Source organism: Cellvibrio sp. pealriver (assembly GCF_001183545.1).
Lineage (GTDB): Bacteria > Pseudomonadota > Gammaproteobacteria > Pseudomonadales > Cellvibrionaceae > Cellvibrio.
The window spans coordinates 3,920,988-3,944,856 of the sequence record NZ_KQ236688.1 but is presented as its reverse complement, the minus strand read 5'-3'; the positions used below and the strand labels follow the sequence as shown (position 1 = coordinate 3,944,856).

At 45.5% G+C, this 23,869-nt stretch carries 14 protein-coding genes; all 14 read right to left on the bottom strand.

All coding sequences use genetic code 11. From position 1 onward, the window contains the following. Positions 1-20: 20 nt before the first annotated feature. Positions 21-1,622: a carbohydrate-binding protein gene (locus tag VC28_RS17090; protein WP_049631709.1), complete on the bottom strand. Its 1,602-nt coding sequence runs from the start codon at positions 1,620-1,622 to the stop codon at positions 21-23. A gap of 306 nt (positions 1,623-1,928) precedes the next feature. Continuing rightward, the gene (locus tag VC28_RS17085; protein ID WP_049631708.1) at positions 1,929-3,041 is read right to left on the bottom strand and encodes an acyltransferase family protein; all 1,113 of its coding nucleotides are present in this window, start codon (positions 3,039-3,041) and stop codon (positions 1,929-1,931) included. A 61-nt stretch (positions 3,042-3,102) separates the two neighbouring features. Next, the gene (locus tag VC28_RS17080) at positions 3,103-4,704 is read right to left on the bottom strand and encodes a tryptophan halogenase family protein (protein WP_082191598.1); all 1,602 of its coding nucleotides are present in this window, start codon (positions 4,702-4,704) and stop codon (positions 3,103-3,105) included. Positions 4,705-4,832: 128 nt separating this feature from the next. After that, positions 4,833-7,970, bottom strand: coding sequence for a TonB-dependent receptor (locus VC28_RS17075; protein ID WP_197085559.1), 3,138 nt, complete (start codon positions 7,968-7,970; stop codon positions 4,833-4,835). Between the two features lie 430 nt (positions 7,971-8,400). Next, a complete protein-coding gene (locus tag VC28_RS19800) occupies positions 8,401-10,044 on the bottom strand; it encodes a carbohydrate-binding protein (RefSeq protein WP_156184353.1) in 1,644 nt (547 codons plus the stop codon). 423 nt (positions 10,045-10,467) lie between these two features. Then, positions 10,468-10,605 (bottom strand): hypothetical protein, encoded by a 138-nt coding sequence (locus VC28_RS19795; RefSeq protein ID WP_156184352.1) that lies wholly within the window; start codon positions 10,603-10,605, stop codon positions 10,468-10,470. 137 nt (positions 10,606-10,742) lie between these two features. Continuing rightward, positions 10,743-11,756 (bottom strand): cupin-like domain-containing protein, encoded by a 1,014-nt coding sequence (locus VC28_RS17060; RefSeq protein ID WP_049631705.1) that lies wholly within the window; start codon positions 11,754-11,756, stop codon positions 10,743-10,745. A gap of 2 nt (positions 11,757-11,758) precedes the next feature. Continuing rightward, positions 11,759-12,775, bottom strand: coding sequence for a cupin-like domain-containing protein (locus VC28_RS17055; RefSeq protein WP_082191597.1), 1,017 nt, complete (start codon positions 12,773-12,775; stop codon positions 11,759-11,761). Positions 12,776-12,816: 41 nt separating this feature from the next. Beyond that, positions 12,817-14,343 (bottom strand): tryptophan halogenase family protein, encoded by a 1,527-nt coding sequence (locus VC28_RS17050; protein WP_049631703.1) that lies wholly within the window; start codon positions 14,341-14,343, stop codon positions 12,817-12,819. Between the two features lie 143 nt (positions 14,344-14,486). Next, entirely contained in the window at positions 14,487-17,660 is a 3,174-nt protein-coding gene (locus tag VC28_RS17045) for a TonB-dependent receptor (protein WP_049631702.1), read from the bottom strand. Positions 17,661-18,040: 380 nt separating this feature from the next. Further along, a complete protein-coding gene (locus tag VC28_RS17040) occupies positions 18,041-19,687 on the bottom strand; it encodes a tryptophan 7-halogenase (protein WP_049631701.1) in 1,647 nt (548 codons plus the stop codon). Beyond that, the gene (locus VC28_RS17035) at positions 19,684-21,243 is read right to left on the bottom strand and encodes a tryptophan halogenase family protein (RefSeq protein ID WP_049631700.1); all 1,560 of its coding nucleotides are present in this window, start codon (positions 21,241-21,243) and stop codon (positions 19,684-19,686) included. Before VC28_RS17035 ends, VC28_RS17040 begins: the two co-directional genes overlap by 4 nt. 2 nt (positions 21,244-21,245) lie before the next feature. Continuing rightward, positions 21,246-22,577 carry a glycosyl hydrolase family 18 protein gene (locus VC28_RS17030; RefSeq protein ID WP_197085558.1) on the bottom strand — a complete coding sequence of 444 codons (1,332 nt, stop codon included), beginning with the start codon at positions 22,575-22,577 and terminating at the stop codon, positions 21,246-21,248. Positions 22,578-22,705: 128 nt separating this feature from the next. Continuing rightward, positions 22,706-23,866 (bottom strand): helix-turn-helix domain-containing protein, encoded by a 1,161-nt coding sequence (locus VC28_RS17025; RefSeq protein ID WP_049631699.1) that lies wholly within the window; start codon positions 23,864-23,866, stop codon positions 22,706-22,708. Positions 23,867-23,869: the final 3 nt, after the last annotated feature.

Sequence of the window (23,869 nt, the reverse complement as noted above, 5' to 3'; positions counted from 1 at the left end):
CGCCTTACCGATAAGGCGTTTTAGATTTTGGTGATGCGCAGCCAGTTAACATTCCAGCCACTTTGTGGAGCATAAATTCCCACACTGTAAGTACCGGCAGTGACTTGTACATTGTGCGAAACCGTTGTCCAGTTTTGCCAGCCACCGGTTGCAGGAATAGTGACTTGGCCTAATTGGATTGCACCGGCATTTAAATCCAACGACAGCGCAGAACCGGTCGGGCTTGCAACACGGTATTCCACCTTATAAGTACCGCTGGTGGGGAAATTAACATTCGCGTATGACATCCAATCCCCCGTATCAATCCAGCCGACATTTTGCCCACCACCAGAATCCGTCGTGGTTTCAAGTTGTACACCGCTCATTACCGAATAACTTTCTGCCTGGATTAAACGTGTAAACGGCGCAGCACTGGATGATGCCCTGCTGGAGCTTTGTGGTGTGCTGGAACGCGAACTGCTGGATGCAGTTGCGCCTACCACACCATAAGGAGGCGATAAGGTTTGGCATGTTTGGATACCAACGCAATCCGCGCTATTTTGCCAACCCCAACCGGAGCTGATGTGCGTACAAATAGGATAAATCGTTCCCCACCAATTGCATTGCTGTGCGGCCGCGCTACTTGAACTTGCAGGCGTTGATGATGCGGGGATTGAACTGGTGCTATTACCATTGATGTTTTGTATGTAGCTTGTTCCCGCTGCGCGCAAGTTCGCAACTTTTTGTGGAATTAATGTTGGCGAGACGATGTTATTTTTTTCAAAATAAACCCAGTCAACGTCCTCATAATATTCGCGGTAATTGCTGTTATTAATGTAACCGCGGGTATTACACGCCGCATCAAAACAATCGTTGCTGAACCACAATTGGAACATCAGATACATTGGGTAATCCGGCGCAACTGCACCACTGAACGAAGTCTGATAATTGCCATCGATGTAAAATGCGATATGACCGTCTTGCACTTGCATAACGAGTGTATGCCAGCCTTGCAAGCTCCCCTGGGTACGCGTTACACCGTGATTGCTTTCATCACTCCAGTCAACAATACGGTATGTTCCCGACCACATACTCGGCGTAGCCGAACCAGTCCACCAACCACCGTTGGGCAAATACTCAAAATCAATTTCACTGTAAGGCTCCGCACCTTCAATGTAATCCGTCAAACCAAAAAACGTCTGAATCACCGTATCGCCATCGGCACCGGTGCTGGGCGCATCATTAAAATACATGCGCGCAGCCCAGGTTCCGTTTTTATAAATTTGTTCCGTGCGGGCAACTTCTGCTTGCGACACACTGCCCGAGGTTGAATTATTATTTGCAATAGTACTGCCGTTAATATTAGTGCCCGCTTTCAAGCGCATGAATTTATTAGATGGCGATGCAGGATCGGTCACAAACGAAATATTATTTGCACTCCATGTTCCATTTGCCAAACCAGGACCGCCCGCCCAGGTACGCAAGCGCCAACCGTTGTTGGTTAATTGCGTGTTATTGGAATAACTAAAATCATCAAATAAAATTTGTTCTGTTTGCGCCACTGCAGGCAAGGAAGACAAACACAGCAGACCGACTGCGCAAGCACAAAATTGTTGCAATGATTTACTTAGTGGAAATTTCATTATTGTTCCCTCTCACCAGTTTTCATCAAAAAAAATTATCGAGGCCAATTACATTAACAATCCAATTGCCCCGATACCGATAACGCAGCACTCTGAAACGTTACTACTAGACGACTACCACACAAATATCACACGACCACCAATCTACAGAGTGCATTGACCACGCTAGCACCAGCCCGAAAGCGCAACAATGCGCGGCGCTAAAGTCAAACCCTTGCGAACAAAAGTCGAACACAGGCTACAAAAGTGGTTCCGATTAGTGCACGATTGGTCACATTCACTCCGTGCGCCAATTTTGTTTCCACATCACACTCTGATAAATACTTTTCGACGATACAAAACCCAGCTTACGCACCAAAAAAGCAAAACATGCAACAGCGCAAAAACAAGCGATGCCATAGCAGGCGGAAAAACCTGTGCTAATACACCATATAAAAAATCGTAAAACGTTATGCCTTTATTACCTATCAGAAAATATTGATAAGCGTGCACCCAAAACGGAGCCAACATATAAATAAAAATGGAATTGGAACCATAAATAATCAACGGCTGCGCGAATGAGTATTGTTGTTTGACATCGACCAACCACACAAATACTGCCAATGCGATACAAAAATACCCTGCGCTATAAATAACAAAAGAACTGGTCCACAGCGATTTGTTAATCGGTAACCAAATATTCCATAGCAACCCAAATAGAATTCCACTCGCACCGATCAACAATAATATTTTCACACTGTAAAAACGGTTGGGTTGCAACACCAAAAAACGCGTTAATTCAAACCCGATCAATACATTCACAATGGCAGGCAAGGTACTAAGCAAACCTTCCGGATCAAAAGGAATACCTTTTCCGGTGTACATATGATCAGGACCGATCAGCATCACATCCAGCACAACCACGGCATTGCTGGTTAGCCCAAACGGATCACCTTGAGCACCTGAAACCAATAACGCCCAATACCCCAGCAATAGCAGTGCACTTACCACGTACACCATCAGTTGACTAACGCTCAATACAATGAATGCAGCAAGCATATAGGCAAGTGCGATTCGCTGTAGCACACCCATCACACGCAGATTGTCCCAGCCACCAAGCACGCCATTGAATAACAAGCCAAGTGCAAAAATAATCAGCGCCCGGCGCACAATTATTATGAACATAGATGGCAGCAACCATTTTTCGCTTTGATCCAATCCATTTTTATAAAAAGAGAAATACATTGCTGAGCCCACTACAAACAAAAAAAACGGAAACACCAAATCAGTCGGCGTACAGCCATTCCAATCGGCGTGGGCAAAAGGGGGATAAATAAATTCCCAGGAGCCCGGAGTATTTACCAAAATCATCATCGCAATCGTAAGCCCGCGCAGCGCATCCAATGCGAGATAACGGGTAGAACTTGTTAATGCATTCATCACTCAAACCACATCAATCGTTTAACAACACTAGCGCTGTAGATATACCAAAACCGGGAAATTATGCTGATTGCATTTGCATCGCCTCTTTCAGAAAATTATGTGCACTACAGTGTTTTGCGATGTAGTCAGCATGGCTCGGCATAGCATCGGCAGCGCGACTGATGACGGATTTTATTTCCTGCATTATTCGCTGAAATTCAGCCGCTTCAATTTGGTCTGCAAGTGGATGATAATCCCGCGCACGCAGCCCCTGCCCTTGCATAACCGCAAACCAACTCACCTCGTCAAACAATTCATTGTTATCGCGAAACAACCGGCCAGAGGCATGATATAAATCCAATTTTTTCTGCAAAGATTCTGGCACCTGCATATGGCGACGATAATTCCAAAATTCAGAATCTGTGCGCTGGCTGACCTTGTAATGCAAAATGATAAAGTCGCGCACATAGGTGAATTCGGACGTGAGCAATTCGTTGTATTTTTCGATGACGGTTGGATCTATCTCTGCCATCGGCAATAGCGCAATAAGTTTGGAAATACTGGACTGAATTAAATGAATACTGGTAGATTCCAGAGGTTCCAAAAATCCGCTTGCCAACCCCATAGCCACACAATTTTTATTCCAGAATTTTCTTCGCATTCCGGTTTTAAAACGGATAAAGCGCGGCTCTGCCAGTACATCGCCCTCAATATTATCCAGCAGAATTTTTTTTGCTTGTTCATCGCTCATGTATTTACTGCAAAACACATGGCCGTTACCCGTGCGGTGCTGCAATGGAATTTTCCATTGCCAACCAGCGGCGTGCGCCGTTGAACGGGTATAGGGCAAGGGTGCCGATATATTGCTGCTGGGCACTGCGACGGCCGTATCGCACGGCAGCCAATGTGTCCAATCGTCGTAGCCGGTATTCATGGCTTTTTCGATGAGTAATCCGCGAAAGCCGGTGCAATCAATAAAGAGTTGCGCCGATAATGCCTGCCCGTTTTTCAAAATCACTTTATCAATGAAGCCATTTTCTTCACGCAGTTTTACCTGTTCGATTTCGCCTTCAATACGCTCTACATCGCGCGCTTCAGCAAAATTGCGCAAATATTTTGCGTAAAGCCCTGCATCAAAATGATAAGCATAGGAAATTTGCGATAACGGCGAGTTGGGCATTTTTGCTGGCGGCATAAAACGCCCGCGCAACGCCGCTTGGATTGCAATGGAATACTCACCCGGATCAACCGTTTTACCGGCCGCCGCATGGCGCAACCAGTAATGGTAAAAACTTAAATAGCCCATGCTCATGCCGTAAGGGCCAAAGGGATGTACGTAGCTGTTGCCAATACGTCCCCAATTCACAAATTGGATGCCTAATTTAAAAGTGCCTTGGGTGTGCTTAATAAAATCATTTTCATCAATGCCCAGCATTTGATTAAATTTTTGGATAACCGGAATGGTGGCTTCGCCCACTCCCACTGTGCCGATCTGATCGGACTCCACTAAACGGATGCGGCATTGGCGATTTTTATACACATGCGATAACGCTGCGGCAGCCATCCAACCAGCGGTGCCTCCACCGACAATTAAAATATCTTTTATTGTTTTTTCTGATCGGATTGCATCCGACTGATACTCGCTATGCGATTGATACTCTTTATGCGATCGCTCATTCATGACAATTGCCCTTCCCCGCTTGAGTTACAGTATTTTTTCATTGTTGTTTTTAAGTAGGCACATTGCACAACCATGACATTGTCAGGGAATGTGCAATGTGTTTTTTGCAAGCTTATGAAGCGTTAAAATTAAAACGTCGCACGCACTGATAACGCGTAACGTCTATCCGTTAACGAGAAGTTTTTCGGTGTAGTGACACCATCCTGATTAAACTGCGTGCGCGTGAGCGTCATTTCATCCAACAGGTTGCTGCCTTCAATACCAATGCGGAAATTGTCATTGATCGTGTACCAGATGGACGCATCCAGATAGCCTTGGTCTTCGCTGAAAATCGGTGCAAAGGCATTGGCATCGCGACGCGTAATCAAATACTCGGAACGCCAGTTGTACGCAAAGCGCGCCTCTATCCCTTCGTACTGATACATCAACGCGAAGTTATAGGTGTCTTCCGACAATCCGGGCAACGGCAAATTATTGAAATTACGGAACGCATTGCGGTCACCACCAACGGAAACACTGGTGCCGTTTTTGGTATCTTCCAAATCATCTTGCGATACGTAGGTGTAATTAAACTGCGTACCCAATCCACTCCAGAAGCCGGGGAGGAAATCGTAAAATTGCTGATACGCAATTTCAAAGCCCTGGATTTTTCCTTCGCCTTCGTTGACTTGTTTACGCACCAACATATCGAGCGACACATCGCTCACCGGATTCGTCACTGTGGTTAAGTAATTTCGTTCACGGAATAAATTGGTGATGTCTTTATGGAATAAGCTCAGTGTCAAAGAACCCACTTCGCTGAAATACCATTCCGCCGTCAAATCAATTTGGTCAGATTCTTCCGGTTGTAAATACGGATTGCCACCAACACCATTTGCACTGACTTGCATATCCACAATGGTGCCGGGGTTAGCAGGATCTTCTGTTGAAGTTACGGCAGCGTTGTAATTGACGGTGTTGCGCATATCGTAAAGCGATGGGAAAAACACTGCTTTTGATAATGCCAAACGCGCGATCACATCATCGGTCACGCCCACACTTAAATTAAAACTGGGCAACGTTGTAGTGTAAGTGTCTGGTTTCGCGGTATTCACCGTTGAACCATCGCCGTTAAAAAATTGCGCGTAAGTAGGGAATTTTTGTTCGTAATACGCTTGTGCAACATCGCCCAAACCCGGTTTGTTAAAGCGCGATGTCCCTGAAGCATCCACGCCATAACTTACATAGCGCAAACCAAAATTGGCTTTGATCGGCATAGCCAATTCATCGTTTGCAAAATCAAAACGAATGTAAGCTTCTTCGCGATCAATGCCGGTCGTAACCGTTTCGTGCGGCAAATAACCTTTGGCATCGGTGGGTTTGCCATCGATCGTCACGCGCGCTGCACGGTTGTGCCAGCCGCCGTTGTTCAATCCGTTTTCCATCAGGAATGCATCGTAGGCCAGCAGATTTTTTTCCTGGGTGTTGCTCATGCGCGGGAACAAAAAGGTGCGGTTATCACCGGCCAGACCTCTGCCGCCCATAAAATCGCTGCCGAAATTAACGGCCTCGTAAAGTTCAGGATTGCCCGCTAAACCTGCGGTAGGCGCAGTACCCCAAGTGTGCGAGACAGCACCCCAGTTGATGTATTCATCGTCTTGCGTGGTGCGGTCGATATCAGCGAAATAGGCACCACCGGCAACCGATTTCAGCCAGCCACCGTCAATCTGGTATTCCACATCCGCAGTGAATGCATCCATCGAACCGGTTGCGTCCACATTGGTATCCATGATTGACACTTGATAGTAATCACAGGCACCAGCAGGGTCAGACAAATCGGTGGTGCCCGGATTTGCACCGGCAGGGCAACCCATCCAATCCGGTGCGCCGCCACTGGCATTAGTGCCCAGGAATTTCACTGTTGGCACTTTGGTGCGCAAATCGAGGAACACATCCGACATCGCAAAACGGTTGTTGATGGTGTTATTTTCGCGGTCGTAACTGGTATCCAATGTTTGCAAATCCAGTTCGATTTTCCATTTGTCATCCGGTGTGATAACCAGATTGAAACTGGCATCTTCCACGATACTTTCGGTGCGGTCGCCGCGCGAGGAGGCAAGGTACGCCACGTTCCACGGGTAGCTGATGGTGCCGCTGGTGAAGTAGCCGTTTTCGTCAAAGGTTGCGTCGTTGCCTACCAACACCGCATTCATCAAGTCAGCATCAAACCCTTGTGAACTGGTGGTTGGGAAGAGCACGCGCTCGCGCCAACTTTCCTCGGAATCCGAGCGGATAAATTCAGCGGTCGCCTTGAGTGTTTCATCCGGATTTTGCCATTGCAGCGCCACATCAAAACCGTTGCGGTCACGGTTGGAGTCAGCGGTTTGCATCCAGGGGCCGGTCGGCATAAATAATTTCTGCCCGGCATAACCTGGCAGCTCGGTGTTACCCAAAGTCGGATATTCCGTTTGGGTCGCACTGCGCTCATAGAAGTTACTCAGGTTGATGCCGTCACCGCGCGCGGTAAATTCCGATGTTGATGCACTGATCAAAAACCCGAATTCACCCACACTGGTATCCCAGCGGTCGCTGAACAAGCCCGAGTAGGAGGGCGACCAATCATCGACCAAATCACCGTAGCTGGTTTTGGCCGAGATAAAAATTTTGCGGCCATCCATATCGAGCGGTTTACGCGTAATCAAATTCACCGTACCCGCTACACCACCGGCGATGATGTCCGAGGTCTGGTTTTTGATCACCTCAACCGTGCCCACTAATTCCGGTGGAATATCTTCGTAGCTCAAACCGGAAGTCCAGTTACCGGCACTGAAGGATTCGCGGCCATTGAACTGACTGTGCACGCGGTCAAGGCCACGCACCAACACACCGCGACCTTCCGCCGCAAAGTGGTTCGGGTCTGTCGGCGCGGCAAAGCGGCCAACGGTCACACCCGGCACACGCTGCAACGCCTCGGTGATACTTTTGTCCGGCAGTGCACCAATGTCCGATGCGGTAATTACATCCTTCACCGTATCGCCTTCGCGCTTGAGCGCTTGCGCATCCTCAAGACTGGTGCGGATACCCTGCACCACCACCTCTTCCAGATCCGGATCAGTTGCATTAGCCGTTTGCGCCAACACCGGCGCCCCCATCGCCATGATGGAAAGCGCCAGCAGGGATTTCTTGAATCCCCGACCGCCAATGTTCAGCTCTGGTTTCTTACCGCCAATCTCACCGCCTATCCCGCTTTTTTTCTCGTCTGTTTGTCTGTTTGCGTTGTTGCGCATAACCAACCCCTTTGTAATTTTCACGAAGTAGAAATTGACCATCCGTTGCGCGGTAAAAGCCGCAAACACGGTCATTTCGAATCTAACACTCGTGTTTTCAGGGGTTCTACAGCTCAAAAAAACTCGAACCACATCTACTAAAAGTCGCACTTAAAACGATTTCTTAAAGTCGAACCCACCATTTTGAGTGTGACTTTTGGTAATGCAGCGATTTTTGAACAAGAAAGAAACAGAAATGAATTGCTGAGGTGCGGACTGAAGTGCGGATGCTTGCCAAATGCCCGGCTCGATAATGTCATGACACAAAACCAGACAAAAAATGGGCAAAAAAAAGCGGATCATAACGATCCGCAAATCCGGGGGAGAATGAAACCAGCAATATAAGGATGGAGAAACTAATCAGCGCATCCTTGCGACTAATGTTTGGAGATCACAGTTTGGTGATGCGAATCCAATTCAGGTTCCAGCCGCCTTGCGGGGCAAAAATACCCACGGCGTAGGTGCCTGCATTAATCGACACGTTGTGCGACACCGTAGTCCAGCTTTGCCAACCGCCGGTTGCGGGAATATTCACTTGCCCAAGCTGGATTGCACCGGCATTTAAATCCAGTGATAAACGCGAACCACTCGGGCTGGCCACACGGTATTCAACACGGTAAGTGCCACTCGATGGGAAGTTAATATTGGCGTGAGCCATCCAATCATTCGCATCAATCCAACCCACGTTTTGGCCACCGCCGGTATCGGTTGTGGTTTCCAGTTGCACACCACTCATCGAGGTATAGGCTTCCGCTTGAATCAAACGGGTAAATGCAGCCGATGATGAACTGGAAGATGATGTTCCACCGCAAGCCGATGCCGCAATCGGCTCCCAAAAATACGTACTTACGGTGGGGATGTAACCGGGGTTTGCGTATTCCGCGATGTAGTAGCCGCCTTGATAAGTGACTTTATCGCCCACGGCATAATTTTGGCCGCTGACCCACGCAGGGCATGCAGTTGATGTTGAGGAACTTGAACCGCCGCCGCTACCAATCTGACTGTGAATTGCCGCAAGTAAACTGTTTGCGCCCGCAGCATCTTGTGACAATTCCCAAATCATCACACCCGAACCTTCTTGCAACGCGAGTTGGGTTTTAGCGCGAATAGTGGGAATGCCATTGTAGGTAATGTAACTGCAACCTGCGCAGCGAGTGCCAATCACATCGGCCTGTGCAGCGCCCGCCCCAAATTGACTGACGATGGAATTGAAATCATATGCAGCGGCGTAACCATTAAATCCATAACCATAAAATGGAACACCTAACACCATTTTTTGTTTGGTGAGCCCGCGCGCTTTCCAGATATTAATGTCAGACACCGCCATTGAATAAGGGGAATGCTCAACACCAGCTGGCCCCCAACCCGGGCCAATTGCGTCGTACGACATGATGTTTACAAAATCAAAATACGGCAGCGATGATGTAGGCACCATTCCACCGACATAGGACGCGGTTGCCGAGGTCAGTAATTTTCCTGCTGGCAATCCGTTGCGCAGCGCCTGGATAAACGGCGTGTAATTTCCGGCGTTATCGATATTGGTGAGCACCACACCTTCAATATCAATATCCAAACCATCCAGATTAAACGTATTAACCACCTGCAATAAATTATTCACTACCGTCGCGCGGTTTGCTGGTTGCAACAACGTTTGCCAATTGCCGGAACAGGCTGGCAACACACCACCGGCAACCGACACCAATACTTTCACTCCGGCCTGGTGGGCTTTATTTACCACGTATTGAATATCTGCAGCGCTAGCGCCCTCCATACATACCGGATTACCACCACTTAAAAACGCACCACTCGCATTCGGGTTGAGAAACGACAAATTCAAATGGGTTAATTTACTTAAATCGGTACGGTCAATAACAGCCGGCATATTTTTATAGGAGGGAATGTAACCCACCACTTTGGTCTGCGCCTGTGCCATCTGTGCAACACTGGCGGATACCGCAACTGCCGCACACGCCACACCCAGCCAACGTTTAATGACGCAATAAGATTGTGAAAAAGAAGAAAGATCTGCACGCATAAGGAGTTAGCCTCTGTTCGTTATTAGTGTCGTCAAGCAATAACATCAAAACCACGCTAACACCGGCTAAAAAACACCTCAACGCACGACATCAATGTCGCACCCCATCACCGCAAAGTCTTACCTGGGAATAAAGAAGTGGGATGAATAAATGACAACCCGTTCACACCCTATTTAAACGCGTGAGGCAGATGCAATTGAAATAACCCGTACGTCCGGATCGTGCCACTTTGGCAAGCGCAAGGAGTGGGATGGAATAGCGAGAAGGGATTCACACCAAAGTGCGATAAGAAAAACCAGAGAAATAACCGAAGCAACAAGGGCTGTGAAAAAACTGCGATAAAAAAAGCCAGAATTTTAGCTCTGGCAAGTCACGGGAAAACACGGTTAAAAACCGTAAGGCAATAACATCAGAGTGAAGAATCAAGAGCTGATTAACAGCGCGATAAAAGCCACAATCAAACCAAGGTTAACGCCGTAAAACCACGCTAACCATTTACTACTTTGTTGCGGTTTACCGCTGGCAGTTACACTTACAGCAGAAGCTATAGAATCTGACATAAGCACACCTACCCACCTTCAAAAAACTACCCGACATATACCTTAAAACCACATTAACACCCGGATTGCAGGCCAGCAATAACGTATTTTGGTAGGGATGAAAGTCGAACTTTTCAGGAAAAAACAGAACCGTTTTATTAGCGTTTCATACGCGAATACAGATATTTTCTTATTGTGTTATAGAGCTCAGGAGTCATTTCTCCCAATACTCCATGCATCTCCGATGGAACATGCTCTAGCGGATGACCGTTGCTACGGAAAACATAATGATCAAAAAAATGTTTCCATGCATGTCGCTCTTTTTCAGGCAACGCACTGATTGTAAGTATTCCATGTATCAGTGCCGCATATGGATCTTCGTCTCCTGCGGCTGAATTATTCCACCAATAATTAACCAATAGATTAAATTTATCCAACGCCTGAACACCATGCCACCAAAGTGATGGAATATAAATCGCATCACCGGGTTCCAAATCAGCAACTAATGCATGGGAAAGCGCTTCTTTGTAGCGAGGGTATTTTTCAAAGTCCGGATCAACCAATGAAACAAGACTCATTGGTTGCCCCGCAGGTGTTACGTCTATAGGGCCGACATAAAGATTTTCGATTTGCTCAGGAGGAAATAATGTAAACCGACGACGCCCTGCAGCAACTATTGCAATATTGTCCGAGAGATCGAAATGTGGCTGGACTATCGTTTGATTGCCCATCCATAAACGCGGCTGGACACTGGATTCAAGAAAGTCACATGTATTTTGTTTCATCATGCCAGGTAAACAAAGTTCAGCTAACGTTGAACCCATATAAATTCCAGGAGGAAACTCATCACGCATGTGATTGATGATTCTGGCAACACAATGATCTATTGGCACTTGCACTCGATTAAAATTAAAACTCCGCATGTCCTGCTGATAATAAAATTTTCCTTGCACCTCAGGAGGAGAAACAAATACATCGACTCGGTTGGCTTGGTTAAACTGCATCATATAGCGCACAAGCTCTTGCAAAGATTGTTTCGATGCGCGAATCAATGGCCAATGATTAAAAGCGCCCTTTATAAGCACTGGCTCATAGGCAGGCAGAATTTTCTGCCGAAAAGAGGTGCAGTCCTCGGCTTCAAATTCAGCCACTCTTTTTAGATCAAATGTCATTTTTAACGTAAAATCCCCATCAGTTTATAAAGATAGCGGCGGATATTATGATAATTTTCTGGGGTCATTTCACCCAACACACCTCTCGCAGCTACAGGTAAATGTGCAACAGGATTTTCTTTTAAATGAAAAACATAATGATCAAAAAAATGCTTCCATGCCATACGTTCTTTTTCGGGTAGATTACTAATTGTTAGCAGTCCATGAAGTAATGCGTCTTGCGGTGAGTTCATTCCTATTCCCGGATTACTCCAATAATTAACCAGCAAGTTGAATTTATCGTGAGCTTCAACATTGTGCCACCAAAGGGATGGAATATAGATAGCATCTCCGGGCTCCAATTCCGCCACCATTGAGGACTCAATGGCAATTTTGAATTTTGGATATTTTTTGTAATCGGGCGCATTCACTGAGACCAAACTTATTGATTGCCCTGCAGGAGTAAAATCAATTGGACCCACATAAAGATTATCAATTTGTTCTGGTGGAAATAATGTAAACCGCCTGCGGCCAGCAGCTACACACGCAATATTATCAGGGTAATCAAAGTGCGGCTGAATAACTGTTGCGTTACCCATCCACAATCGAGGAAGCAATCCAGGATCAACAAGATGGCAAGGATTATCAGCAATTAAACCAGGCAAGCAGTCGGCAATGTGCGCAGATCCCATATATATAGAGGGTGGAGATTCAACATCTATAACGGAGAGCAATCTATCAAGACACGAACTAAATGTTTCACTGAGTCGTTCAAAATTAAATTTTCTCTCTCCACTTTCATATGAAAAATTTCCTTTTATAGATGGATTACCCAAAAATATTTCAACAGGAGAAAATGAATCAAACCGCCGAAGATACGCAGCCAATTCGACAATAGATTTTTTACCATTCCTTACAATAGGCCAATGACTAAACACTCCTTTTAGAACAGCAGGCTGATATGCTGTAACTATTTCATTGTGAAAAATTTCATAGCTGACGTTATGCCACTCAGGGATTTTTCTACTTGCTTTTGACATCAGCACAGCCTCTCAGCAAATATATTTAGCCAACAATTTAATTAACTTTCCATTTGTGGACAGTAATTAGCGATAAACTCTTTGTGAGTTGGCATGACTGACACAGAATTTGAAATTGCACTTTTTATATCTTTTGCCATTCGTTCAAGATCAACATCATCCAAGGAATCAACAAGAGGGTTGTAATCTTTCGCGCTTAAGCCTTGTCCAGCCATTACTGCAATCCAGCTCTCCTCTGTAAAAAGTTCATTATTGTCTCTAAAAATTTTACCGGACTCTTCAAATAATGCTATTTTATTTTGAAGCGTTTGATTCACAACCATATTCTTGCAATGACGCCAAAACTCAGAGTCTTCTCGGCTAGTTGCCTTATAATGAAGCAAAACAAAATCTCTTATTAACATAAGATCTGATTGAAGCTTGTCATTATATTTATCAATATCTACCTGATTGAAGCCTGCAGTAGGAAAGCATTCAAATAGTGTAGCTATACTTTTTTGAATCAGATGAATGCTAGTTGATTCCAATGGTTCAATAAATCCACTGGAAAGTCCTATGGCAACACAGTTCTTATTCCAAAACTTCCGACGCATACCTGTTTTGAAGCGAATTAGCCTCGGCTCTGTTATGAGATCACCATCAATATTCTCAATCAAGATTCTTCGAGCGGTATCGTCATCCATAAATCGACTGGCGTAGACATGCCCATTGCCTGTTCTTTTTTGCAAAGGAATACGCCATTGCCAACCGGCTGTGTGTGCAGTTGCTCTGGTATAGGGTGGTGGATCGGAAACATTCTTGCTCTGCACTGCGATCGCACTATCGCACAAAAGAAGGTGACTCCAATCCTCATACCCAGTTTTTAAAGATTCCTCGATTAAAATTCCTTTGAACCCACTACAGTCTATATACAAATCCGCTTCAATAATGGATTCATTTTGAAGAACAAGAGACTTTATAAAACCATCATCATTGTTCAAATTCACTTTAATAATCTTGCTTTCTATACGACTAACACCCATCGATTCTGCATAAGCCCGTAAATGCCTGGCATATAACCCCGCATCAAAATGATATGCGTACTTTATTTGGGAAAGAGGTGTATTGGATGTACTTACTGGGTGTATAAATTTATTGTGCAATGCAGCTTGCGCTGTAATAGAAAATTCGCCGATATCAGAAGATTTTCCTTGCTTGTAGAGCTTTAGCCAATAGTTATAGAAATGAAGCAAGCCCATATTGACGCCATAGGCTCCAAAAGAATGCATGTAGGAATCACCTACACGCCCCCAATTTACAAATTCTATTCCAACCTTAAAAGTGGCTTGCGTTTTACGCATAAACTCCACTTCATCTATTCCTAATAATTTATTTAATGCCAATATGCTAGGAATGGCTGCTTCACCAACACCTATGGTCCCTATTTCTTCCGATTCAATAAGCTGAATATGGTAGTTTTTTTTACCTAAAATTTTGGCAAATACTGCAGCGGTCATCCAACCTGCTGTGCCGCCACCAACGATTGCAATTTTATTAACTCGGCCGGAAAACTGGTTATTTTGATTCATAATTTTTCAATACAGCTCCAAGTGAACAAATAATTACAGATTATCTACAACATTAAAAAAATAACAAACTTCCTTTGTCCACAGGAATAAAAAATGCGCCGTTTTCACGGCGCATTTTTCAAAACTGAAAATAGCTTATCGGCTTAGAATGTGCCTTTAATACTAATAGCAAAACGTTGGTCAGTAGTGAAGTTAAGCGACTCTTTGAGGAGCCCTTCTTGATTGATCTGCGCCAATGTTTCAGTTTCAGTATCTAACAAGTTACTTGCTTCAACACCAACTTTCCAATTTTCATTGATGGCGTAGAAAACACTTGCATCCAAATATCCAGCTGCCTTGTTGTAAATCGGAGCGAACTCGTTAGAGTCGCGACGAGTTACCAAGTAATCTGAACGCCATGTGTATGCCAAACGAGCAGAAACATCTGCATATTCAAACATACCAATTATGTTGTAGTTTTCATCAGAGTAACCAGGAAGCCCCAGATTAGTAAAGGCGCGGAAACTATTGCGGCCATCACTAATTGGATTACCTTGAGAGTCAAAGCGGACGCCACCCAAACCACTTTCCATATCATTAAGATCGCTTTGATCAAGATAAGTGTAGTTCAGTTGCAAGCCCAAACCGCTCCAGATACCTGGAAGGAAATCATAGAATTGTGAGTATGCAATTTCGTAACCTGTGATACTGCCGCTACCTTCGTTTGCAGGACCAGAGAAACTTACATTCTCAGTAGCACCAGTTTCCAAATTGCTGACAGGCGCAAGGAAGCTGCGCTCACGGAACAAATTGTCAACTGACTTATGGAACATCGCTAACGTAACAGAACCCGCTTTTGCGAAATACCATTCGGTACTTAAATCCAGGTTGGTTGCCTCTTCTGGCTCAAGGAATGGGTTGCGTGCAATACCGTTGAGCTGTACACCAATGACGTCCACTATCGGGTTTTCCGGGCCAGCAGGTTGACCTGGATTTTGACGCACGTTAGTAGAAGTCATGCTCACAATACGTGAGTTACGGGTTTGATCAAGCGTAGGGAAATAAAGAGCATTAGATGCACCAAAACGCATAATCACATCATCGGTCAGACTTACAGCAACGTTCAAACTAGGTAAAACGGTATCGTAATCTGTGCCGTCAACAGTTTGCTTCTGGCCCGTTTGAGAAGTCAGTGCTGCAAGATTTGGATATTTTGCATTAAATATCGGAGCAGCTTCACCGCTCACTGGCGCAGGAAGAACCAAATAACCCGTCGATTCAAGTTGGTAGCTGACATAACGCAAACCAAGGTTTGCTTTGACAGGCATTGCCAAATCATCCCAATCGAAATCTGCACGGACATAAGCTTCAACACGCTCTTCTGTTGTTGAGGTTACATCGTGTGGAGCAAACACACTCAGTGGCAAACGATTGCCCAAATCTCCACTAGCCAGGAAACACTCAGGGTTATCTTGGGATGCGCTGGTCGCAGCGTTGCCGCCATGTGGCGCATTATTCCAGCCCTCTTCACAACTACGACGAGCAGTACCGATAAAATCTTCAACATTGCTCATTTTTGGGAAAAGGAACTGGTCTTGACCGGACAGGACACCGCCCTTGTAGAAGTCACCAAAGTCAACAACTTCGAATTCATCAGGGATAGCCAAAGGTGATGCAGAGTTTATATCGCTATCCACCCAGCCACGGTTCAGGGCACCCCAGTTTGAGTATTCCGTATCACGTACAACCAAATCTTTTTCGGAGTAATAAACACCAGACTTAATGCTCTTCCATACTCCATCCATTTGGTATTCAACATCCAGCTTAAAGCTATCCGCTTCGGCCTCGTTAAATGATTCCTGATCCAATGCTGTTGCATAGAACATGTCATGACGTGGAGCACCCCACACATCAGTAATGCCTGGATTGGTGAATTTCGGACTCAAGAACTCGATTTTTGGTGTGTCAGATGACAGATCGATATACGCATCACCTGGAGCAACGCCATTTGTAGCATTGGTGATGACACGAGAGTTATGCCCGTAGTTATGAACAATTTGATCAGACTGAATATTTTGATAGTCAACTTCAACAGTCAATTGATCGGTAGGAGTCCACTTAACATTAAGCGAGGTGTCCTCAACTGTATTTTCGGTGTAATTCCAACGACTGGATAACGACATTGGCAGCTCAGCATTCGGACGCATGATGCCAGACTGGAGGTAACCCTCATCATCAATCACCGTAGGCATGGTGGTGCTGGGAACGAGAATTGCGCCAAAGCGAGTCGATTCAGCAAAACCCTGACCTTGTGTACCAATAACACGCTCACGCCACTCTAACGATGCCTCTGAATTAATGTGCTCCAAAGTAGCAACGATAGTTTCATCAGCGCTTTGCCACTGCAAAGAAGTGGTAAGACCTGTACGCTCACGATCGTTCTCGGCAGTACGGATAGAAAATTGGCCCGGTATATAATTAATAGTTCCAGCAGCTTGACCTGGCAAAGCAGGACCATCTAATGGTGAATTAGGATCAATACCAACCAAACCACCCCATGCATCATATACACCAATGAACGCATCACCACGAGTGTAATAGTTAGCAACACCAACTCCATCACCTCGTGATTTAAACTCAGATGATGAACCACTAATCAAGAAACCAAATTCGCCAGCATCCGTTTCCCAACGTGTACTGAACAAACCAGAGAAGCTTGGTGTAAATTCTTCTCTGAAGTCACCATAACTACCTTTAGCAGTAAAGGCTGACATAGTGCCATCTTGATCGAACGGTTTACGGGTGATCAAATTAACTGTACCCGCAACACCACCGGCAATCAAATCTGCCGTTTGGTTTTTCACAACTTCTACGGCGCTCAATAATTCAGGTGAAAAGTCTTCATAGTTCAACCCGCCATATGGGTTTGCACTGAAAGAATCACGTCCATTCACTTCACTACGCACACGATCCAAACCACGAACCAAAACACCAGTACCTTCATCAGCAAAATGGTTGGGGTCATCAGATGCTGCAAAGCGCTCAATAGTTACCCCAGGAACACGCTGTAACGCTTCTGTTACAGATTTATCCGGGAGCGCACCAATATCTGATGCTGTAATTACGTCTTTCACAGTATCCGCACTGCGCTTCAACTCTTGAGCGGAGTCCAGACTACTTCTCATGCCGGTTACAACTACTTCTTCAAGATTTTGATCTTGAGGTGCAGTTGTTTGTGCGAACGTGGGTACGCTCAACGCCATGATTGAAACGGCCAGCAAGGACTTATTAAATCGCTTGCTTGGCATTTCGGTTATATTGTTTTTACTTTTAAACATATCCAACCCCTTAGTTGTTTTCTCTCGTATTAAACCCACAGAAACGCACAACAAAGTCATGTCATGCGAACCTAAATGAGCACTCCATTTACTGCATTTTTACTACTCTTACTACAAATTCAGTTGTTATTTTTTTATAAAAAAGAAATTTAAATTTTTATAAAAAATAAGTTATTCGAATTTATCAAAAACCGAATTTAACATTCAGCTTTTGGCGTTTCTATAAGCAAATAAAAATCGAACATCTTGCTACTAAAAGTCGAACCTACTTACATTAATCTTAAAAACAAAAATCACTGTTAAACTGTATTAAAAAACCATGTCAAAAAAATTTTCCTAAAGTTGCCAATTACTTATACAAAAACCAGTACGCTGCAATCCTATGATTTTGTTTGAACTCTTCTCTTTTCCTGTGCTTTTTGTAAATATTCCCGATGCATTGAAATATGACCAACCGCCGATTGCATCATCGTCTTCATTTTTTCCAAATTCTGGTTAATCCAGGCTTGATCCATTGAGCGAACCAGCGGATCGCAACGTTGCGGCCAAAATCCATTGCCTAACAATAACGATGTCCATATTCCGGCAGAGAATGTTTCATTCTCGTAGTGGGCGATTAGCCCACGCGCTTTAAACAATTCCAATTTGTGCAACAGCCTGTCGGACAGTTGCGCGCGTGCGATGGTCTGCCAATAATCTGCACCCGGCACTGATGCCAATTGGTAATGCAGCGCATGGAAATCTTCTATGTGATCCAACTCAAGATGAGTGAGGCGGTTGTATTCAGCGCGATTAAACACTGCATCCACCTGCGCTGGAAAAAGGCTGAGCAAACGCAGCACCGCGCTTTGTGCAAGATGTAATTTTCCCGCCGCTAATTGATCGGGGTTACAGGCCGCCTGCCCTATCGCAATGCAGTTGTTCTGCCAAAAGGTTGCGCGCCGCCCGGTGCGTAATGGATGAATTTTTACTGCAGATAAATCAGCCCCCAGAGCAGCTAAGGTTTGTTCATGGGTTGCAAAATCGGCATGGTAAAAATAATTTTTTTCGATATGCGTCTGCGTTGTGCAGGTTTGAACCCAGCCTGCTGCAGCGGGTTGTAATTCGCGTACCACAGGGATAGCGGCAGCAGCATCCAATGGTCGCAGACTACTTAACACATGCGTCAGCGGAGATGCGTTGGACACAGGGGGAACATTTTCCAGTGGCAACCATTTTACGTGCAGTGCTGTTTCAATGAGCGTGGCAGCAACACCAGAGCAATCGATAAATAAATCGGCCGCAAGTGATCCTGCCTCATCTATCCACATGGGATTTATATTGCGGTTTACTGTGGAATCGGCACCGCATAAACGAATAGCGTTGATATTCCCGTTTTCATCCAACACAGCACCGTCAGTCTGTGCCTGTATGTGTGCCACACCCATAGGTACCGCAAGCGCAGATAAATAGTCTGTATAGGCATTGGTGTTCAGCGCCAAACCATAATCCAACGTAGAAAAAAGTGATGATGACTGCGCAGAAGGATGGCAAAAGCGCCCCGCTTTGGCGGCAACAGAAGCGAGTGAGTAATCATCGTAATTGAATGGCTTACCAGCAAGGTGGTGGTTGATTGCATATTGGGAGAATTCAATCCGGTTGAGCATAAAACCGTGATCGACAAACGGCATAAAGTAGTGCTGTTGCGCAGAAGACCAGGCATTAAATTCGGTCGCCAATAAAAAACTGGCTCCGGTTTTCATTACCAAATCCAATTCGGAAATACCCAGCGCACGATGAAACGCAACACAGGCCGGCGTCGTGGCTTCGGTATGCAAATCGATTTCAGTCTGCGCAGGGTGATCAATAAGCGCTATTTCAATATTCAATCCGCGCAAGCCGTTTGCCAACCCGGCAGCAACCGTCCAGCCCGTTATGCCACCACCTACAATGGCAATGCGTTTTATCGCAACGGCATTGTTTTTTGCGCAGCCAACGTTGTCATTTTCAGACAAAAAAATACCGGTGTGTTGGGAGTTTTCTATCATGAGAACACCCCATACAAACTCATTGCCGCAGGCGGCCAACTTTTTTCAGTATGATCATCGCGGCAATCGCGTTGAATACTGTCGCTGTGAGAGGCCATGGTGCGCACTCCCGCTGCAATTGTGTCACGCACGCTACGCAAATATTGTTGCAATTGGCTCATATCCATTGTGTCCACCAATGGATGATACCTGTTGGCAGCAATGCCCTGCCCCAGATAAACAGCAACCCAGCTAGGTTCCAAAAACATACCGCGCTTGTAGCGCTCTACGTGCCCCTGCTCGCGGAACAAATCCATTTTATATTTCAAGCTTTCAGGAATTTGCATCGTCCGGCAATAATTCCAGAAAGCGGAATCATCACGCTCGGTCGCGTGGTAATGCAGGATTAAAAAATCGCGGATGCGTTCATATTCCATCGCCAGCTCACGGTTAAATTCATCCGTGTTTGCAGCATCCATATCCGCATAGGGGAAAAATTCGATCAGCTTCATGATCGCAATTTGGATCAGATAAATACTGGTCGATTCCAGTGGTTCAAGAAAACCGCTTGAAAGACCAATGGCGATACAGTTTTTATTCCAGGATGTGATGCGGCGGCCCGTTTTAAAACGCAGGTAATTCAAATTAGCTAACGGCTCACCATCAAGACTGGCAAGCAAATTCGCAGCAACCTCATCATCGCTGATGTAGTAGCTGCAATATACTTGTCCATTGCCGGTGCGGTTTTGCAAGGGAATACGCCACTGCCAACCTGCTGTCCGCGCAGTCGCTTTGGTATAAGGTAAAGGCTCACTGGTTTTTGCCGACGGCACCGCAATAGCGCGGTCGCACGGCAACCAATGACTCCAATCTTCAAATGCAGTGCCTAATGTTTCATTAATCAGCAGGCCGCGGAAACCCGAGCAATCAATAAATAAATCCCCTGCAATTATTTCACCGGAGTCAAGCTGTACTGATTGGATAAAACCGGTATCGGGATGTTGCATCACCGCGGTGATTTTCCCCTCGCAACGCATTACCCCGCGAGCACAACTGTATTCACGCAAAAAACGTGCATACAAAGAGGCATCGATATGGAAGGCATAACTGTATTTGGAAAAAAGTGAGCGAGTATCTGCATCGGGATAAGCAAATTTTTCTGCATATGCCGCCGCAACGCCAACGGAATAATCGCTGATACTAGTGGTATCGCCCCCCTGGTTTGCTTTCAGCCAATAGTGATGAAAACTGATGTCATTGTGGCTTTGGCCATAAATTCCGAACGGATGAATATAGGCATCGCCGACTTTTCCCCAGTTTGAAAACTCAATACCTAATTTGTAGGTGGCATTGGTTTTTTTCATAAACTCATTTTCATCAATACCCAAAACTTCGTTGAAATAACGAATGTGTGGAACCGTCGCCTCGCCCACGCCGACAGTTCCAATCACATCCGATTCCACGAGCGTGATGCGGTATTGCTGTGGCTGCAAAAATTTCGCGAGCGCGGCTGCGGTCATCCAACCGGCAGTACCGCCCCCAACGATAACAATGTTTTGCAGGCTTTCAGGTTTCATGGCTATGCGTTGCGCCTCGCTTTTCCAAAAGCTTTGATTTGCCCGACAGCACCAGATTGTCTTGCGATGACAAGCAGCGCTAACAGCACAAGAAAAAACAAACCCATTGAACCACCGCCACCACCGGATGATTGACCTGCGTTGGACTTCACGGAAGAAGCCGCTGTTGACGATTCAGGCGCAACAGATGCCGCTGTTGAAGAGAGCGCAACAGACGAGGCAACTTCACTGGCTGCGGATGAATTATTGCTGCTGGAAGTACTGGCTGATTTTTTAATTTCGTCGTCAATCACTTTTAGCAAACTATTCGCGCCTGCCGCATCTTGTGACAACTCCCAAATCATAATGCCTGAGCCATGTTCCAAACCGAGCTTGGTTTTTGCCTGAATAGTTGCTGCACCGTTGTAGGTGATGTAATTGCAACCTGCGCAGGCGTTGCCGATTAAATCTTTATTTGCAGCATCGGCACCAAATTCGTTGAGAATACTGGCGTAGGTATAGTCGGATTTATACGTGCCAAATCCATAGCCATAAAACGGCACGCCCAGCACTAATTGCTCTTTGGTGAGGCCGCGATTTTTCCATACATTAACGTGGTCAACCGCCATCGCATACGTCGAATGCTGCGTACCGGCTGCGCCCCAACTTGGGCCAATCGCGTCATAAGACATGATGTTGACGAAATCAAAATAGGGAATGGACGAAACCGGAATCATGCCACCGACATAACTTGCCGTAGCACAGGTAAGCAATTTATTGCGGGCGACTAATTGCGCAGAGAGCGCTTGGATAAAAGGAGTGTAATTACCCGCATTATCAATATTGGTGAGCAGCACGCCTTCGATATCAACATCAATACCATCAAGACCAAACTCTTCCATAAAAGCGATCAGGTTATCGACCAATTGTTGGCGATTGGCAGGCTGCAATAATGTCTCCCAATTACCCGAACAGGCTGGTATAACTCCACCAGCAACTGATGCCAACACTTTCACGCCTGCCGCTTGCGCTTTATCAATCACATAACGCACGTCTGCTGCGGTTACATTGCCGCCTTGCATGCCGGGCATACAGGTCATCACGCCATTTTCCACCAGATTCCCTTGCGCATTCGGGTTGGTGAACGACAAATTGATATGGGTTAATTTGCTTAAATCGGTTTTATCAATCGCCGCTTTCATGTCGGTAAAACTGGCGATGTATCCGATGACTTTTGTTTCAGCCGATGCGCTACCTGCCCACAGGTTGATAGACATCATGCTCAGCAGCACACAAGCGCTCACCACAGACAGGCGCTGCATCAATCGCTCACGGATATTGTTAATCATCTTCATCACAGGTACTCCACTGTTATTCATTACACGGATTTGTAATGGTGCCGAATTAGTAACAGCGACCTACAAACCTGTGCTACCTGCATTCTCAAAATAAAACCCGCACTACCAAAAGTATTACCTTTCACTTAATGCAAATGCTGTTGGCGATAGTGACTTGGGGTAACACCGACGGTTTTCTTAAACGCCTGATTGAAAACCGATTTACTGTTAAAACCACAACTTTTCATAATTTCACTGATCGGCTTTTGACGCAGCTCTGAGTCAGCCAAACGTTTTTTCGCCTCTGCGACGCGATAGGTGCCAATCAACTCAAAAAAATTCATATGCAACTTATTATTAATGGTGCAAGACAAGAGTTTAGGAGACACATTGAGTTTGATCGCCAAGCGCTCAACCGTTATGTGCGGCTCCAGATAAGGTTTGTTTTGCTCCATAAAATGCGTCAACTTCTCTACCAATTGCTGCTGGGGCTCCTCCGGTGTGGGCTCCGGTGCAATCGTGTGCTCGATTTGAATATCCGAAAAACCATGCGAATTCTTTAATAGATAAACAATCAATACACTCATGAATACCAAATACAGAAAACTCTCTGATTCGCCCAGTATGCTGGCATCCGCCAATTGCAAAAACCGGGTATCTATTAAGGTCAAGAATGTCCACCCATTAATACAGCAAAATCCGATAACCAACAGTTTCAGCCAATGCAAATCCACCTTGTTCAACTCACAATGACGTGTAATCAAATGGTGTTTGTACTGATACAAGTGGTAAACGCAATACAGGCTATATGCAAATAACACCACTCTTTGAATCCAGATGAGCGCTTCAAAATAGGGGTTACCAATCACATGGGCCCAATCATGCACATACTGCATTTTTTGTTCTGGATCCAAACCATGATAAATGTGGTAGATATAAATCGGATAAATCGCTGCAGGTGCCAGATGAAGCGCATCAAGGCGCTTAAGTTCAAAATCGCGAAAAATGGCTGCGCGCGTAAACCATAGCAACAGTGGCCCCTGCAAAAAAAACACGAATCCAAACAGAAAGAAAAAATTCGCGGATACGAGAGACAAGGTATCGCGCAAGTTGATATTCCAATAGATCAACGTATCGAATACACGCAGTGCACTTAGGAAAAAGAACAAGCCCAACAATTGCCAGTAAAGCTTTTTGATGCGCCCCGGTTGTTGGGCAAAAAACAACAAAAAAGCCAACACTAACGCAAGGAATCCACTGAATAAGAGTGGAATGTCATTAATATTAAACAGGGCTACTTCAACCATATC